Origin of the sequence: Paradesertivirga mongoliensis (assembly GCF_024436395.1) — a bacterium.
GTDB classification, from domain to species: domain Bacteria; phylum Bacteroidota; class Bacteroidia; order Sphingobacteriales; family Sphingobacteriaceae; genus Paradesertivirga; species Paradesertivirga mongoliensis.
Genome location: NZ_JAFMZO010000001.1, coordinates 713,557 through 730,363 on the forward strand (window position 1 = coordinate 713,557; position 16,807 = coordinate 730,363).

Below are 16,807 nucleotides of genomic sequence, written 5' to 3' on the forward strand. Positions count from 1 at the left end.
TTCCGGGCTGGATGATATGATGTTTGGATTGTCAGATCCTTCTTCGATAATCTTGCGAGGTGGCCGGAAGACTTTTTTTTAAGCCTTCAAAAAATTATTCCTTAGATTATCAATTACTTATGAAAATACCCTATAAATGTTGCAACTCTGATTAGTACTTTTACGTAATAAATAGTGTCCTTCCCATAAGGACGTTTTTCATAGGTAGATGTAGGGTTAGACACACTGTCTAACCCTTTTTTTATAAGGCAATTATCAAATATTTGATTTTAAACATATAATTTGCGGCTCATAAAATCATTCGTGTCTGAAATCGTTATCTGATTATGTTTAAGAATCTTGTCACTATCAGCTTCCTCGCTGTTCTTTCTGTGTTTTCGAAGAAGGAGGATCCAATAAAGATTTATCTCATTGGCGATTCGACTATGTCTGTAAAAGACCAACGAAACTATCCGGAAACCGGATGGGGAATGCCCTTTGTTCATTTTTTCGATTCGACGGTAGTGGTTGATAACCGGGCACAAAATGGCCGTAGCACCAGAACTTTTATTGACGAAAACCGTTGGGCTCCGGTTGTCGAGGCCCTGAAGCCGGGCGATTATGTATTTATCCAGTTTGGCCACAACGATGAGATTCCAACAAAAAGGAGCGCGACGACGCCCGGGCAATTCCGGAATTATTTGAAAAGATACGTCGCTGATACACGCTCAAAAAGAGCTAAGCCTGTTTTGCTTACATCGGTGGCGCGAAGAAGTTTCGATGCAGCCGGTAAGATTGTGGGAACGCACGATGAGTATGCACAAATTGTAAGAGACGTAGCCCGTGAAGATAACACTCCGTTGATGGATATTGATGTAAAGAGCCAAAAGCTTCTGCAGGAACTGGGTCCGGAAAAGTCGGCACTTCTTTTTAATCATTTAAAACCGGGCGAACACCCAAACTATCCGGAGGGAAAAGTAGACGACACCCATTTTAATGAATTGGGAGCCCGCTTAATGGCTCAGCTGGTGTTGGCAGAGATCAGAGCGCTTAAACTGGATTTGGCCGCCAGAATAAAATCAAAGAAATAATTTTTAAAAGCATTCGAGGCTCCAGCTTTGTTCCCACGTATTGCCGGGCGGCAAGGAAATGATACCCTCCTTCTCATCAATTTTTTGATTGTGGTCCTCAGCATCAGGGATTCCGCACCATGGCTCAATACATATAAATGGCGCATCTTTCGCCGCCCAGATCCCCATATAGGGAAATCCTTTGAAGGAGAATTTCAGGCCGTGATCGCTTTTGTCTGTTTTCAGAGTAATTTCGGACGACTTTAAATCTTTGAAAATAAGCGCATCGTGATAAAATAAGCTTTCGGTAAGGTCTATTCGTTTCGCGTTTTTCAGATATGGTTTTGCTTCGCTAATCAGATTTCCCTTGAGTGTGTGCTGCTCCGACGTTTCCGTCTTCTCAAATTCCAGAAAATAATCGCTGTAAACAGTTTCTTTTACCAATGGTAGATTAAAGGCCGGATGTGTTCCGATCGAGAAATAGATGGTTTCATTTGAGGGATTTTCTACTTCATACGAAACGGTTATCATGTTCGATTCAAGCAGATACTTGATCCTTAAAGAAAACTGGAAGGGATAGCTTGGTAATGTTGCTTCCGAACTTTTCAAAATAAAAGATGCACTCCCGCCAGACGAGCTTTCTATCTCAAATTCCGAATCTCTCGCGAAGCCATGTTTAGGAAGTTGATATTTTTTGCCTTTGTAAAGAAAGGAATCTTCGATCAGCCCTCCTACAATGGGAAACAAAACAGGTGAACGTCTGGGCCAAAAATCCGGATTTCCGTTCCATAAATAATCCAGGTCAAAAGCTTTATGATAGAGCGTATGTAATTCTGCTCCCATTGGATGGACAGAAGCTTTTAGCGTTTCGTTTTCGAGTGTTACCATGTTATTGTTGTGGAAAGAAAACCGCCCGACCGTATTTTCGTTTTTCCAAGATATCAAATTCATTTTATCTTGCGCACATTATGAAAAAAATCACAGTTGTTGCCTGTTTTCTTTCGGTTGTTATCTACGCTTGTACCGCTACTGGGCCATACAGCGCTACTAATAAAGTATATAAACGGCAGGCAAAAGAACTGGTCCGTAATCTCAGGCAGCTGCCGGCCCTCTCCACAAATAACCCTGCATCGTTTCAGGCCGCAACAATCCATTTTAATTTACGCAAGCCAAATTATGTTATCATCCACCACACAGCGCAAAACTCCTGCGAGCAAACTTTGAAGACCTTTACAATACCCAGGACCGAGGTTAGCGCGCATTATGTCATTTGCAAAGATGGAACCGTCCATCACATGTTGAACGACTATCTGCGTGCCTGGCATGGCGGTGTGGCCAAATGGGGAACGATTACCGACATTAACTCTGTTTCGCTGGGGATCGAGTTGGATAATGATGGTTCAGAAGAGTTTCCCGAGGCCCAGATTTCCAGCCTCGTTACGCTGTTGGCGAATTTGAAAAAGACATATAACATCCCTACCCCAAATTTTATCGGACATTCTGATATTGCACCTCCAAGAAAACAAGATCCGAGTACAAAGTTTCCCTGGAAACGATTAGCCAATGAAGGATTTGGTAATTGGTACGATGCTACATTGGATTCTGTTCCACCAACGTTTAATCATCTTCAGGGATTAAAAATGATTGGTTATGATATCAGGGATTCTATCGCAGCTATCAAAGCTTTCAAGCGTCATTTTATCCAGACAGACGTAAGTCCTGTTATGGGACTGAGGGAGAAGACTATAGTTAATAACTTATTAAAGAAGTACTAGTTATAGTTTTTGTCTATCATGGCATTGATAAAAAGAATGTATAAAAAGCCTTTTTTCATTGCCTCAGGAGATTTATGTGCTTACCTTTGCGCAGAATTAAAAAAGTAAGAATTATGATAACTATAGGTCAGAAATTTCCATCATTTGAGAAGAAAGCTTGTGTAAGTATCGAAAAAGGAAAGGAGTTTGAAACGTTGACATCGGACTATTTAACTAACGAGGATAACGTATGGACAGTAATGTTCTGGTGGCCAAAAGATTTCACTTTTGTATGTCCAACCGAGATTGCAGAATTTAACAAAGCTTTTGGTGAATTCCGCGACAGAGATGCTCGTTTGATTGGAGCTTCTACCGATTCTGAATTTGTTCACGCTGCTTGGAGAAGAGATCACGACGACTTGCGCGACCTTAAATTTCCAATGTTGGCCGACACTTCAAAGTCTCTTGCTGAAGACCTGGGAATCCTGGAACCAGTAGAAAAAATCGCCTACCGCGCAACTTTCATCATCGATCCAACCGGAATTGTACGTTGGGTATGTGTTAACGATTTAAGCGTTGGACGTAATGTTAAAGAAGTATTACGTGTATTGGATGGCTTGCAAACCGACGAGCTTTGCCCTTGCAACTGGGAAAAAGGTCAGGAAACCCTCCAGGCATAAAAACAATCTTTGTTAGTCCCCGCTAGCGGGGACTTTTTTTTACCATTAATTTTTTCAGTTATGAGTGAAACGACAGAAGTAATCACTGAGCTTTTAGAAGGTCTTAACATTACTTCAGACTACCGTACCGTAAGTTTAGACTTACTTGAAAAAGGTCAGTCGAGGTATTTAAGAGATTTAAAAGTCAATTTTAACAGCACCCTGACTTCCGAACATTTATCTGCTAAAGAGATTGGATTGATCGGGGTCGCAATAGCAGTAAATAATAATAACAAGATCCTCGCGGATTTCTATACCAGCTTCGCAGAAAAGAACGAAGCTTCTGCAGAAGAGATAGCTGAAGCGGCAGCCTGCGCATCTTTATTGGCATCAAATAACGTTTTTTACAGGTTCAGGCATTTTACCCAAAAGGAGAAATATACTCAGATCCCTGCACGTATCCGCATGCAGATCATGGCAAAGCCGATAACCGGGAAGGAGTTTTTTGAGCTGTTGAGTCTGGCTGTTTCTGCGGTAAACGGTTGCGAGATGTGCGTAAATGCACACGAAGATTCATTGATAAAGCTGGGCACAACCGAGGAGCGTATTTTTGATGCTGTAAGGATAGCTTCTTTGATAACGGCAACAGGTAAAGTTATTTTTTAATGTTTAAACAATTTCTTACCTTAGTAGCAAGGTTAACCGTGTTTAAAGCATTATAAAATTTCCCAATTATTAATCCAGGCGATTGCTTGCGATGGGCTTTAAAGAAACGGATTTTTTAATTGTATTTTTAGGGATGCCGTCGTATATCAAACTATACGACGGTTTTTTTTGTCCCGGCTTTATTATTTTACCGGTGAAGGACATATTCAGAACAATTCTTACTTTTGAAAAAAATTAGAAAAATGGAACAGGAAAAAGATAATCAGGATTACGGAATATATTTTCTTTTGGCAGTGATTTGCGGAGTGGCTACTGCCTGGGTAGTAACAGGCTCAATCGGATGGGTGCTGCTGGGAGCCTTGCTAGGGTTATTAACCGCAGGATTCTTTGTAAACGTTATTGTAAAAGGCCAAAATAACCTCTAAAAATAAAGCGTCCCAAACTAGCCGGGACGCTTCAACCTAAACCTTATCACAATTAAACCAATTTTACTTGGTTTATATAGATAACGCGGTCTATTTCGATTTGTTTTCTAAGTTTTAAATTTTTTTCAAATTTTTTCAAGGAGCTCTGTTTCCTGGTGGCGTTTAACAGTTTGGTAAGCCTCAGCAATAGAGTTGCTGGTTATTGTCAAAAGCTCTCCCCGCTTTATTTTTCCAATTACATACTCCCAGGTTTGTTTGCTGTTTTCCATTATCCGGTACGTGATATCGGGCTTCACTTCCAATAAACCCTCTACCAAAAGGTTCATAATCTCGTCGTGGGTTCTGCCACGAAGGTATTTTTCCTGGCATATTACAACTTCGTCAAACATTTGAGCTGCTTGCCTGCCCATTTCGCGAATATCATCATCCCTGCGATCTCCCGTACCGGAGATTACACCTGTATAGAACGAAGCGTTTGCACTGTTCAGGAATCCTTGTAAGCCTTTTAAGCCGTCCGGATTATGCGCGTAATCGACCAGTATCCTGTAATCTTTGAATTCGAACAGATTCATTCGGCCGGGGGTGTGAGCGGGCGAAGGAACAAAAGTTTCCAGTGAGCTGCGAATGTCTTCCGTCTTAAAACCCCATAAAAATGCAGCCAGACTCGCCGCCAGCGCATTTTGAATCATGAAGCTTACGGTTCCATTAAATGTAATTGGAATATGTGTGGTTTTGGCAAGTTTGATCTTCCAATCGCCTTTCTTGATGGTAAAGTAACCGTTATCGCAGAAAGCCGCTACCCCGCCTGCCTTGCAATGTTCATCTATTACAGCATTATTTTCGCTCATACTAAAGTAGGCGACGTTGCAATGAGTCGTTTCTTTTCCAACTTTTACACAATATTCGTTATCTGCATTAAGGATGGCCCATCCGTCGTTTTTTACAGATTCTATAACCACTTGTTTTACTCTGGTAAGATCTTCCAGGGTGTGCACATCTGAAATTCCGAGGTGATCTTCCTGAATATTAGTTAACACAGCGATGTCGCATGTGCTGAAACCCAAACCGGATCTGAGGATTCCGCCCCGTGCAGTTTCAAGTACAGCAAACTCAACGGTAGGATCTTTTAATACGAATTCCGCGCTTACCGGGCCGGTGGTATCACCTTTTGTCATCAACGTATTCTGGATATAAATCCCATCCGATGTAGTAAATCCCACCCTGTATCCATTATTTTTAATGATGTGGGCGATCAGCCTTGTAGTAGTGGTCTTGCCGTTTGTGCCAGTAATGGCGATAATGGGGATCCGTGACGATTTTCCTGGCGGATACATCATGTCAAGAACCGGTGCGGCAACGTTTCTTGGTTGTCCTTCGCTCGGAGCTAAATGCATTCTGAATCCGGGTGCGGCGTTTACTTCCAGAACCACTCCGCCTGTTTCTTCCAGCGGCTGCGAGAGGCTATCGGCCATAATATCAATTCCACAAATATTCAGTCCGATTACTCTTGCTATTCTTTCACAGACGAAAACATTATGAGGATGAACAATATCTGTTACGTCTATGGAGGTGCCGCCGGTGCTGAGGTTGGCTGTTGATTTAAGATAGACTATTTCGTCCTTAGCAGGAACGCTGTCCAATGTATAATTGCACTTTTTTAATAAGTCAAGAGTGTCGCGATCTACGCTGATCAGAGTAAGCACATTTTCGTGCCCATATCCCCTGCGGGGATCCTGATTTTCGATCGATATCAACTCCTGGATGTTTTTTTCCCCGTCGCCGATCACATGTGCAGGTACTCTTGTAGCCGCCGCCACCATTTTATTGTCGATCACCAGAACCCTGAAATCGTGGCCAGACACAAATCGCTCTACAATAACCCGTCGGGAGAATTTCTGTGCATGTTCGAAGGCTTCGTAAGCCTCAGATTCCGTTTTCACATTAATGGTTGCCCCTTTACCATGGTTTCCATCTAAAGGCTTAAAAACAAGAGGAAATCCAAGCTCTTCTATCACTTGTTTCAAGTCTTCCTCACGACTTATGGCCCTTCCATCGGCAACGGGAATAGCTTGTTCTGTAAGCAAACGCTTGGTATCATCCTTGTTGCCCGCCAGATCGACGGCAATGCTGCTGGTTTTGTCGGTAAGCGTTGCGCGGAAGCGAACCTGATTTTTGCCGTAGCCAAGTTGTACAAGCGATGCAGAGTTTAGTCGGATAAACGGAATGTCGCGGGCGACAGCTTCGTCTACTATAGCGCCCGTACTGGGGCCAAATCGCTCCTGGTCGCGCATTTTACGCATCTCGATAATATCTGCTTCCAGCGGATAGTCTTCTCCGGCAATAAGTGCTTCGGCTATTCCTACTGCTTTTTTTGCAGCATAGATACCCACCCGCTCTTCCACATATGCGAAAACAACGTTATATACTTCCTTGGTCTTTGTGCTGCGGGTTCGGCCAAAGCCTGTGTCCATCCCCGCCAGGGTCTGGATCTCAAGTGCGATATGTTCGATCACGTGTCCCATCCATGTACCTTCTTCTACCCTCTCAAAAAAGCCTCCGTCGTAACCAGGCGAGCAGTGGTGGGTATATAAACTCGGAAGAAGCTTTTCAAGGCGATCACGGAAGCCTGCGATTTCATTTGTCGGTCGATATTCAAGGTCCTCCAGATCCAGACGCATCTGTATTAATTTTTGGCGCCGGATAGACCAGATATTCGGACCTCTAAGGGCCTGTATGTTTAATATTTTCATCAGAGAGTGATTGTTTTTTCTGCCATGAAGCTTGCATGAGCGTTCTTGTTGTCACTATGAAAGGTGCAAGCGCAGGCCTGGTTCATAATATTGTGATTGGGATTTTCTTAAATAAAAGAGATAACCAAGCTGAATCATAAACAGTTTTACTAACCGTGTAAAAACTTATTGGGCTTAGATTTGATATATTTAGGTGTATAATAACATCATATGGTTCCAAAAGGAAAGCTGGTAATTATTGGAGGGGCGGTTGATTTAGGTAGTTCATTGAGCTATAACGAAAACATTAATCACCCGCATTATGTGAAATTTTTTGAAAAGGGGATTTTGAGGCGGATCATAACTGAGTCGACAAAAGGTTCAGATTCTGTGATTGAAGTAATCACGACCGCCTCCAAAATTCCCGAGTTGGTTGGGCATGAATACATCAAATCGTTTAATCAGTTACAGGTTAATAACGTTCATGTGCTTGATATCAGGACGCGTGAGGAAGCTAACGCCGCAGATGCGCTTGAGCGGGTTCGGAAAGCGGATGTAGTGATGTTTTCAGGAGGCGACCAGCTGCGGCTGAGCGCTATTTTCGGAGGAACTGAATTCTTACGGATCCTGAAATCACGTTATATGGAAGGCAATTTTGTGATCGCCGGAACATCGGCGGGCGCTGCAGCATCTTCTTCGAACATGATTTATAGAGGAAGCAGTAGTGAGGCGCTTATTAAAGGCGAGGTCCAGATCACCGGCGGACTCGGGTTTATTGACGATGTGATTATTGACACCCATTTTGTTCAGCGAGGCCGTATCGGACGCCTATTTTATGCCGTAGCCAGTAACCCCGGAATGCTCGGCATTGGTTTAGGTGAAGACGCGGGTTTATTAATCACAGAGGGCTTTTGCCTGGAAGCAATAGGTTCGGGTTTGACAATTTTGGTAGACGGGAGATACATCAGTGAAACCAGTATTTACGATGTTGAAATAGGCTCGCCCGTTTCTATCGACAATTTGAGGGTACATGTGATGTCTATTTTCGATAAATATGATCTTCATAAACATGAGCTTATAATCAACAAAGCCATTAAAGTAGAGGAGGATGTTTATCTAAAGATGAAAAATTACGATTGAGATGGAGGCAAAGGTGATTGTTCATGGAGGGTTTTTTAGTGAATCCTCTGATAGCGAAGAAGTAAAAATTGCTAAGCAGAATGCGTTGAAAGAGATTGTAGGCAAAACACATCAATACCTGCAAAACCACAATGCTTTAGAATCGGTTGTATACGGCGTTTCTTTGCTCGAAGATTGCGACCTTTTTAATGCAGGCCTGGGCTCGCAGATCCAAAGCGATGGGAAGATACGTTTAAGTGCTTCCCTGATGGATGGGGGCAGCAAAAAGTTCTCAGGGGTGATTAATATAGAAGATGTTAAGAATCCAATTTATGTAGCCCATAAGCTTATGGATTTTGATGACAAAGTGTTAAGCGGCCAGGAAGCACTGCACTTTGCGCGGAAAAATGGCTTTAATTACTTCAATCCGGAAACACCCCAGAGAAAAGAACAGTTTTTAAAAAAACTTAACGAATCTGTTCGCACTGGAACAGTTGGTTGCGTTGCAATTGACAAAGAAGGTAAACTTGCTGCCGCTACTTCTACCGGCGGAAAAGGTTTTGAAATCCCCGGAAGGGTAAGTGATTCTGCGACGGTTGCCGGCAATTATGCGAACGATTTTGTTGGAGTGTCGTGTACCGGTGTTGGCGAAGACATTGTAAGCGCTGCCCTGGCTGCAAAAATCGCTACCAGAATGATCGACGGATTTACATTGAAAGAAGCCTGTGATAAATCAATGCAGGAATTACAGCCTTTTCATGGTTTTGCCGGAGTAATTTGCATATCTTCAACTGGCGAAATTTATCATATAGACTCTCATCCATATATGGTGTGGGCTTATTTTGATAAGGAGCCGGTTATTTTTCCTTAATGATTCGAGTTTTTGTCTTTTTTCTTCTTGTGGTTTGGTATCCAGCTTTAAGAGCACAAGATGCTACCCCCGACACTGTATCTCAGACAGTAACTGTTGAAGCGAAAGACGCACTTTACTACCAGCGGCAAGCCAAGCGGACAAAGAATCCTACCGTTGCACTTCAATTGTTAAACAAGGCGCTTTCAATACGCAGCACTACCCAGGACGATAACTGGGTGGCCGATATCCGCGTGGAGATGGCACTCGCCTTGTTGAAATCCGGGAAAACTAAACAAGCATTTTCTGAGTTTCTGACTGCCGAAAAGATTTATGTCACTACAGGCAATGCTGTCTCGCGCGCCGATATATTGACACATATGGCCCGTTTCTATGAGAAAAATTCTGCATGGAAAGAAGCCAACCAGTATTATGAGTCAGCTAAAAAAATCCGTCAGTTAAATAAAGATGTAAGCGCTGCAGCAAATGCCAGCTTGCATCTGGCCGACATCGCACTTGTTCAGAATGATCTGGGTAAAGCCGGAACAAATGTGGCATACGCTATTAAGCAGTATCAGGCCCTTGAGAATAAAACCGGGCTCGCCTTGTCGTACGTAAAGCTTGCAGAGATCTACCGGCGGAAAAAGCAATATAAAAAAGGTGAGAGGATAATTATTGATAGCGCACTGCCATTTTTCCGTTCAACGGGATATCAGGCTGGGCGAATAGACTGTTTTGACGTGCTCGGAAAGATTTATTTTAGCCAGAAGCGCTACTCTGAAGCAAAATGGTTTTTTATTCAGGCAAACACCCAATCACGTGAGTTGAATGATGTCGAAGGTATCATCAGATCTCTGACTAGCCTGTCAAAAGTTAAAATCGCGATCGGCGATTACAATTTGGCTAAACGCGATTTAAAAGAAGCTCAATCGCTGGCTTCGAGGCGAGGCAACTTATTTTTACTGGCCAATGTTAAACAAGCATATGCTTCTTTATATCAAAAAGTGGGCAATGTAGACGGCTCTGAAAATGCCTCTGAAATTTCAGACGAATTGAAAGATTCGCTCAGCAATATTCAAATTGCACAGGCTGAGTCTGCCAGAGCTGCCCGGATCAAAGTTATCGTCCCGAAAAAGGAGCATACGCCGTCTGTTTCGGCAAAACAGGATAGCGGACTGCTTATCGTTCAATTGGTTGCAGCAGCGCTTGCTATTTTAATCGTAATATTATTAATTTTAAAACGGATAAAATAAGAGCAGCGCCAAGGCGTTCAAATCCTATCTTTACAGCAAGCCTGTAGATGTTTTAGTATGATGAAAAAAATTTTATGTATCGCAGCTTTGGCCGTTGGGCTACAACCCGTTTTAGCTATTGATACAGCTGCCCTTAAAAAAACGGTTTTAATCGGCCCTCCTGAATTAGTTCTACCGCCTCCGGTTGATTCCGCACTTCTAAAGAAATTGCTGGTTACCGAGAGGTTGAAAAAGAAAGTTAGTGAGGAAGCAGATTTTAAAAACCGCCAGAACCTGTTGCTGCTAAATTCTCTTCTTATACAAACCGAAACAGCAGTTGAGCCCGATGCGAGCCTGATTGGTACGCTTGAACAGGCGCTGACAGAATACATCAGAACCCGGGATGTTAAAAGCCAGGCACTGGTGTATAATACGTATGGCGTTTATTATGGCCGATACGGTCAGCCAGAAAAAGCGACTTATTATTTTAATGAAGCCCTGAAAATAAAAGAGTCGCTTAAGGATAATGCCGGCGTCGCTAAAATAGCAGAGAATCTGACCGCTATTTACAAGATAAATGGACAATATGATCTGGCCATAAAGTGTGCGGAATATTTCGTAGCAGCAAACATGGCTCAGAAAAAAACTGCCCTCGCTGCTAAAACTTATCTCGACATCGCTTCTATGAAGTTTAAGCAAAACAAATTCAAAGAGAGCGAATACTATATTTTAAAAAAGGCCTTCCCTTTATTTCAGCGTACCGGAAATAAGCAGGGAAGGATGAATTGTTTCCAGAGTCTGGCCGACCTTTACTTCCATCAGCAGCGTTATTCTGAAGCGAAGTGGTTTTATATACAATCTCAGATAATGGCCACCAAACTATTTGATAATCAGGCCATGATAAGCAGCCTGACCGGGCTCGGTAAGGTTAAAAATGCTTTAGGCGAGCATGCAGATGCTTTAGAAAACTACAGACAGGCCGAAAGGTTGGCGTTAAGAAATAACTACCTGGTAAAGTTGGTTGAAATTAATGCAGACCTGGGCGAAATGTACAGCCGGCTAGGCGATTACCCTGCGGCAGGTGCTGCACTAGACCAGTACAACAGATTTAGAGAAAACTGGATAAAAACAAACAAGCTTTAGCTGTCGTGGAAAAGCAATATTATTATTACTGAATAAATAATACTGTTTTTTAAATACTATTTTTGAATTATACTTGTTAACAGAAGAGGCAGTAACAAAACTGTCTCTTTTTTATTAATATATAGACTCTGTTATAAATCGAGAGTTCATACAAATGGATTTTAAATCGTTCAAAGAAATGCTGAATAAAATATTTTTGGCTTTGTTTATTGTGGTAGCCTTCGCATGCAAAGCAAATTTACCGATGGGCACAGACGTAGAAGGCTCAAATAATCTTTCTCCCGAACCGCAGCATCAGATAGTTGCTAAAGAGCTGGTTAAGGTGATGGAGAACTATAACTATAAAAGAGTTAAAATAGGCGATTCATTATCGGCTGTAATTTTCGACGGCTACCTTAACAGGCTCGATCCAACCCGCACCTATCTGCTTGCCAGCGATGTAAAAGACTTTGAAAAGCACCGCAGCAATTTAGATGATTATTTAAGAGAAGGTGATCTAAATGCATTTTTTCAAATATTTAATGTATTCCAGAAACGTTACCAGGAACGTCTTAAGTTTTCTATCTCTCAGATAGGCAAACCTATGGACTTCAGCAAAAATGAGGAATATGTATACAATCGTGAAAAGCTTCCATGGCTTGCATCAACGGCCGAGGCTGATGATTTATGGAGAAAGCGCGTTAAGTACGATTTGCTGAATCTTAAAATAGCTACCGGTTCGACTTCTACAGCAGAAAAGTCGGATAAGTCAGCTAAGGATTCAACAGCCCTTAAGAGCCCGGACGTTCTACGTAAACGTTATGAGAACCTTTTATCTCAGGCTTCAAAGACTAATAGTCAGGATGCTTTCCAAATCATCATGGATTCGTTCACCCAGGCAATAGATCCGCACACCAATTACTTGGTACCAACAAGGGCTCAGGAGTTTAATGAGGAGATGGCCCGAAGCTTTACAGGTATCGGCGCTACTCTTCAGCTAGAAAACGAAGTGGTAAAAGTGGCATCTATAGTACCAGGCGGCCCGGCTTTTAAAGCTAAAACCCTACATGCGGGTGATAGAATTATCGCTGTTGCTCAGGGAAATGACGAATTTCTGGATGTGATAGGCTGGAGGCTCGATAACACCGTTCAAAAGATCAAAGGCCCGAAAGGAACCACTGTTCGCTTAAAGATAATACCGGCCGGTCAGGAGCTTTCATCGCAGCCTAAAATAATTGCTATTGTAAGAGATCGCGTTATTTTGGAAGAACAGTCTGCCAAGAAGACCATTAAAACGGTGGTATCAGAAGGAAAGACTTACAAGATTGGTGTGATTGACGTTCCGGGCTTTTATCTGGATTTCAACGCATATAGAAACGGAGATCCTGATTACAAAAGCACTACCCGCGATGTACGCCGCATTATCGATACATTAAAGCAACAAAAGGTTGACGGCATTGTAATCGACTTAAGAAGTAATGGTGGCGGATCGCTGATCGAAGCTGTAGAGTTAACCGGATTGTTTATCAAGACGGGCCCTGTGGTGCAAGTGAAAGATATGCGCAAAACTGAGGTTAATCAGGATGACGACCCTGCCATTGCATGGACAGGCCCGATGGGTGTTATGATCGATCGTTTCAGTGCCTCGGCTTCAGAAATTTTTGCTGCCGCGATTCAGGATTATAACAGAGGGATTGTGATGGGAACCCAGACTTATGGTAAGGGAACAGTGCAGTCTGCGATAGAAATGTCTAAATTTATCAGTACCATAGACGAAATAATTTTGAAGGCCAAAGGTGGCACCGCTTCTAATTCAAAGGATGGCGGCTCTGGAACCAAGATCACTGTTGGTGGTTCATCTTCTGATACCGGCGCGCCTAAGTTTGGGCAAATAAACTTAACCATGGCAAAGTTTTATCGCATAAACGGAAGCAGCACTCAGCATAAAGGTGTAATTCCGGATATTCAGTTTCCGATGATCTACCCGGCAGAAAAATATGGCGAAAGTTCTGAGCCTTCGGCTCTTCCGTTCGATATGATCAAACCTGCGCCATTTAGCCCGGTATCGAATTTAACTGCGGTGAAGGCACAACTGGCAAGGCAACATGATCTGCGGATGAAATCATCTACAGAGTATAAATATCTCTTGGAAGACATTGAGCTTTTCAAAAAACGTGAAGCGGAAAATGCTGTTACGCTTAATGAAGCTCGTTTAAAGAAAGAAAGAGATGAGCAGGAGGCAATAAACCTCGCCCGAACCAATCAGCGTCGTGCATTGCAAGGCTTACCCGCATTAAAGAAAGGCGAGGTTGCACCAAAGCAAGACAATGACTTTATTCAGGACGAAAGCTTGAAAGTGATGGCCGATTTTATAAAACTGAAAGAAGCCGGAAAATATAGCCTGCATTTTTAAACAAGCAAAAAAACATAAAGAAAAGCCTGGCCATCATTTGAGTCAGGCTTTTCTTTTTGAAACTATCCGGTGATTTTACAGGTTTACTAATCATGGGTAAACCATTGCTCCAATTTAACGATTGCGGTATCTACTGCGCAGCCGGAAACTTTTATATCGATCCATGGAAGCCGGTTGACGATGCCGTTATCACACATGCACATTCCGACCACGCACGTTGGGGGAATAAGCGGTATTTGGCACATCATCTGTCGCGCGAGGTACTCAAGTACCGGCTTGGTACCGATATTCAGCTTCAGACGGTAGAATACGGCGAACGAATCCAAAAGAATGGCGTTACAATTTCTTTCCATCCCGCAGGCCATATTATTGGCTCGGCCCAGGTGAGAGTAGAGCACAAGGGCGAGGTATGGGTAGTTTCGGGCGATTATAAACTCGAAGACGATGGACTTTCTACGCCATTCGAGCCTGTGAAATGCCACACCTTTATTTCGGAGTGTACTTTTGGAATGCCTGTCTATAAATGGAAAGACCCTTCTCTGGTCCATCAGGATATTAACGACTGGTGGCGACTCAATGCTTCTGAAGGTAGGGCAACTGTAATAGCTGGCTACTCCTTAGGAAAAGCTCAACGTATTATGCATCACCTCGATTTGTCGATCGGTAATATTTTCCTTCATGGGGTCATAGCAAACACTCACGAAGCCCTGGAGCGAAATGGAATTAAACTTCCCGCGGCCACACGCATCACTCCCGAAGTAAGCAAGGACGAGTTTAAAACCGGAATTATTATCTGTCCTCCTTCGGCACTTGGATCGCCCTGGATAAAACGGTTCCAGCCTTTTGCGTTCGGTTATTGTTCCGGCTGGATGGCTCTTCGGGGCGCCAAAAGAAGAATGGCCGCCGACAGGGGCTTTGTGCTTTCTGATCATGCCGATTGGGACGGATTGATAAAAGCAATTGACGCTACCGGGTGCGAGTGCGTGTGTTTAACCCATGGCTACACAGCCTCTTTTTCGAGATATCTTTCGGAGCGTGGATATAACGCTCACGAAGCCCATACTTATTACGGCGGCGATGAAGCTACTGAAGAGGATGAGTTGCCTGTTGAAGTGTTGAACGAGCAAGGCGGAGTTATAGGTGGCACATCAAACGAAAGCGAGGAGGTTTTATGAGAGATTTCGCCCAGCTCTTCGCTTCCCTGGATGAAACGAATAAGACTAATGCTAAGATAAACGTTCTCAAAGATTATTTCATTTCGGTTCCTGCCGAAGATAAAATCCACACTCTGGCTCTTTTTACCGGAAGGAAGCCTAAGCGGCAGATTAATGCCACTCTTGTAAAGACATGGGCTATAGAGTTGGCTAACATCCCGCAATGGCTATTTGAAGAGAGTTACCAGGTGGTCGGAGATTTAGGCGAAACCATAGCCTTGTTGCTGCCCGACGGCGAAAGCACCCACGGAAAATCTTTAGCTGAGTTTATTCGGGAAATGAACGACTTAAATACTCTTACCGAGAATGAGAAAAAAATTTGGCTAATCGATTCCTGGACGTCGATGACCCGGCAGGAGCGCTTTGTGTTTAATAAGATCCTTACGGGAAGTTTCCGTGTGGGTGTGTCGCAAAGCTTGATTGTAAAAGCGCTATCGGAAATTTCAGGCTTGAATCCGGCGGTAATCACGCATCGGATAATGGGAAACTGGGATCCTGCTACTTTCAGCTTTCACGATCTGCTACAAGAAGAAGATGGTTCGGACGATGCCTCCAGACCTTATCCTTTTTGCCTGGCTTACGCTATTCAGGAAACTTCTGATAAATCAAAATCGGCAGAGGAGATAGCTCAGGATCTTGGCGATACCATAGAATGGCAGGCCGAGTGGAAATGGGATGGGATCAGGGCGCAGGTTATCCATAGAAAAGGTGAGATCTTTATCTGGACCCGGGGTGAAGAGCTGGCAACGGAAAAGTTTCCGGAACTTCATGATTTCATCTTGTCCCTTCCGGATGGAACCGTTCTAGACGGCGAAGCAATATGCTTTGCCGAAAACAAGCCGCTTCCTTTTAATGTTCTTCAGACCCGAATCGGGCGCAAAAATCTATCGAAAAAGATCCTGGCAGAAAGCCCGATGGCATTTATAGCTTATGATTGCCTGGAGTTTGCAGGTGATGATATCCGCTCGATGCCGTTTAAGCATCGCCGTTCGGTTCTCGAGAAGCTTCATCAAATTAACCCCCATCAGGATACCTTTCAGCTCTCTGCTATCGTCCAATTTGATACCTGGCAGGAATTATTTGATTTGCGACTTCAATCGAGAGAGAACCATGCGGAAGGATTTATGTTAAAGAAACTTGATTCCATTTACCAAACCGGCCGCAAACGTGGCGACTGGTGGAAATGGAAAGTTGATCCGCTGTCGGTAGATGCGGTGATGATCTATGCACAAAAAGGCCACGGCCGCAGGGCAGATTTGTATACAGACTACACCTTCGCCGTATGGGATGGTGATAAGCTCGTCCCTTTTGCTAAAGCTTATTCCGGTTTAACCGATAAAGAAATTAAGCAGGTAGATTATTTTGTGAAACGGAACACCTTAGAAAAGTTTGGTCCTGTGCGGACGGTAAAACCAGAGCTGGTGTTTGAGATCGGCTTCGAGGGGATTAATCGCTCAACTCGGCATAAATCTGGTATTGCGCTGCGCTTCCCAAGAATTCTACGCTGGCGACAGGACAAGAAAATCGAAGAAGCAGACACTTTAGAAACGCTGAGGGCGATGTTATAGATTTGTA

At 43.3% G+C, this 16,807-nt stretch carries 14 protein-coding genes; 12 read left to right on the forward strand and 2 right to left on the reverse strand.

The window, feature by feature from the left end; genetic code table 11:
- Positions 1-326 precede the first annotated feature (326 nt).
- Positions 327-1,070, forward strand: a complete 744-nt coding sequence (locus J3P43_RS02780) for a rhamnogalacturonan acetylesterase (protein ID WP_255898767.1) — start codon at positions 327-329, stop codon at positions 1,068-1,070.
- A gap of 3 nt (positions 1,071-1,073) precedes the next feature.
- On the opposite strand, the gene J3P43_RS02785 is transcribed toward J3P43_RS02780, so the two are convergent.
- Entirely contained in the window at positions 1,074-2,000 is a 927-nt protein-coding gene (locus J3P43_RS02785; RefSeq protein WP_255898769.1) for an aldose 1-epimerase family protein, read from the reverse strand.
- Positions 2,001-2,017: 17 nt separating this feature from the next.
- Between J3P43_RS02785 and J3P43_RS02790 the strand changes: the two genes are divergently transcribed.
- The 4 genes from J3P43_RS02790 to J3P43_RS02805 all read left to right on the forward strand — a co-directional run bounded on the left by J3P43_RS02790 (position 2,018) and on the right by J3P43_RS02805 (position 4,553).
- Positions 2,018-2,824, forward strand: a complete 807-nt coding sequence (locus tag J3P43_RS02790) for an N-acetylmuramoyl-L-alanine amidase (protein ID WP_255898771.1) — start codon at positions 2,018-2,020, stop codon at positions 2,822-2,824.
- A 113-nt stretch (positions 2,825-2,937) separates the two neighbouring features.
- The gene (locus J3P43_RS02795; RefSeq protein ID WP_255898773.1) at positions 2,938-3,483 is read left to right on the forward strand and encodes a peroxiredoxin; all 546 of its coding nucleotides are present in this window, start codon (positions 2,938-2,940) and stop codon (positions 3,481-3,483) included.
- A gap of 60 nt (positions 3,484-3,543) precedes the next feature.
- Positions 3,544-4,128, forward strand: a complete 585-nt coding sequence (locus tag J3P43_RS02800) for a carboxymuconolactone decarboxylase family protein (protein WP_255898775.1) — start codon at positions 3,544-3,546, stop codon at positions 4,126-4,128.
- A gap of 242 nt (positions 4,129-4,370) precedes the next feature.
- Entirely contained in the window at positions 4,371-4,553 is a 183-nt protein-coding gene (locus J3P43_RS02805; RefSeq protein ID WP_255898777.1) for a hypothetical protein, read from the forward strand.
- 125 nt (positions 4,554-4,678) lie between these two features.
- Here J3P43_RS02805 and cphA read toward each other — a convergent pair whose 3' ends face one another.
- Positions 4,679-7,303 (reverse strand): cyanophycin synthetase, encoded by a 2,625-nt coding sequence (gene cphA / locus J3P43_RS02810; RefSeq protein WP_255898779.1) that lies wholly within the window; start codon positions 7,301-7,303, stop codon positions 4,679-4,681.
- A 210-nt stretch (positions 7,304-7,513) separates the two neighbouring features.
- On the opposite strand from cphA, the gene J3P43_RS02815 reads away from it, so the two are divergent.
- The 7 genes from J3P43_RS02815 (at position 7,514) to J3P43_RS02845 (ending at position 16,800) form a co-directional block, all read left to right on the forward strand.
- Positions 7,514-8,422, forward strand: a complete 909-nt coding sequence (locus J3P43_RS02815; protein WP_255898781.1) for a cyanophycinase — start codon at positions 7,514-7,516, stop codon at positions 8,420-8,422.
- 1 nt (position 8,423) lies between these two features.
- Positions 8,424-9,272 carry an isoaspartyl peptidase/L-asparaginase gene (locus J3P43_RS02820; protein WP_255898783.1) on the forward strand — a complete coding sequence of 283 codons (849 nt, stop codon included), beginning with the start codon at positions 8,424-8,426 and terminating at the stop codon, positions 9,270-9,272.
- Entirely contained in the window at positions 9,272-10,504 is a 1,233-nt protein-coding gene (locus J3P43_RS02825) for a tetratricopeptide repeat protein (protein WP_255898785.1), read from the forward strand. The genes J3P43_RS02820 and J3P43_RS02825 overlap by 1 nt, the downstream gene beginning before the upstream one ends.
- Before the next feature lie 57 nt (positions 10,505-10,561).
- Positions 10,562-11,626, forward strand: a complete 1,065-nt coding sequence (locus J3P43_RS02830; protein WP_255898787.1) for a tetratricopeptide repeat protein — start codon at positions 10,562-10,564, stop codon at positions 11,624-11,626.
- A gap of 154 nt (positions 11,627-11,780) precedes the next feature.
- Positions 11,781-14,018: a carboxy terminal-processing peptidase gene (locus tag J3P43_RS02835; RefSeq protein ID WP_255898789.1), complete on the forward strand. Its 2,238-nt coding sequence runs from the start codon at positions 11,781-11,783 to the stop codon at positions 14,016-14,018.
- Between the two features lie 92 nt (positions 14,019-14,110).
- A complete protein-coding gene (locus J3P43_RS02840; RefSeq protein WP_255898791.1) occupies positions 14,111-15,193 on the forward strand; it encodes a ligase-associated DNA damage response exonuclease in 1,083 nt (360 codons plus the stop codon).
- Entirely contained in the window at positions 15,190-16,800 is a 1,611-nt protein-coding gene (locus J3P43_RS02845) for an ATP-dependent DNA ligase (protein ID WP_255898793.1), read from the forward strand. Before J3P43_RS02840 ends, J3P43_RS02845 begins: the two co-directional genes overlap by 4 nt.
- Positions 16,801-16,807 lie beyond the last annotated feature (7 nt).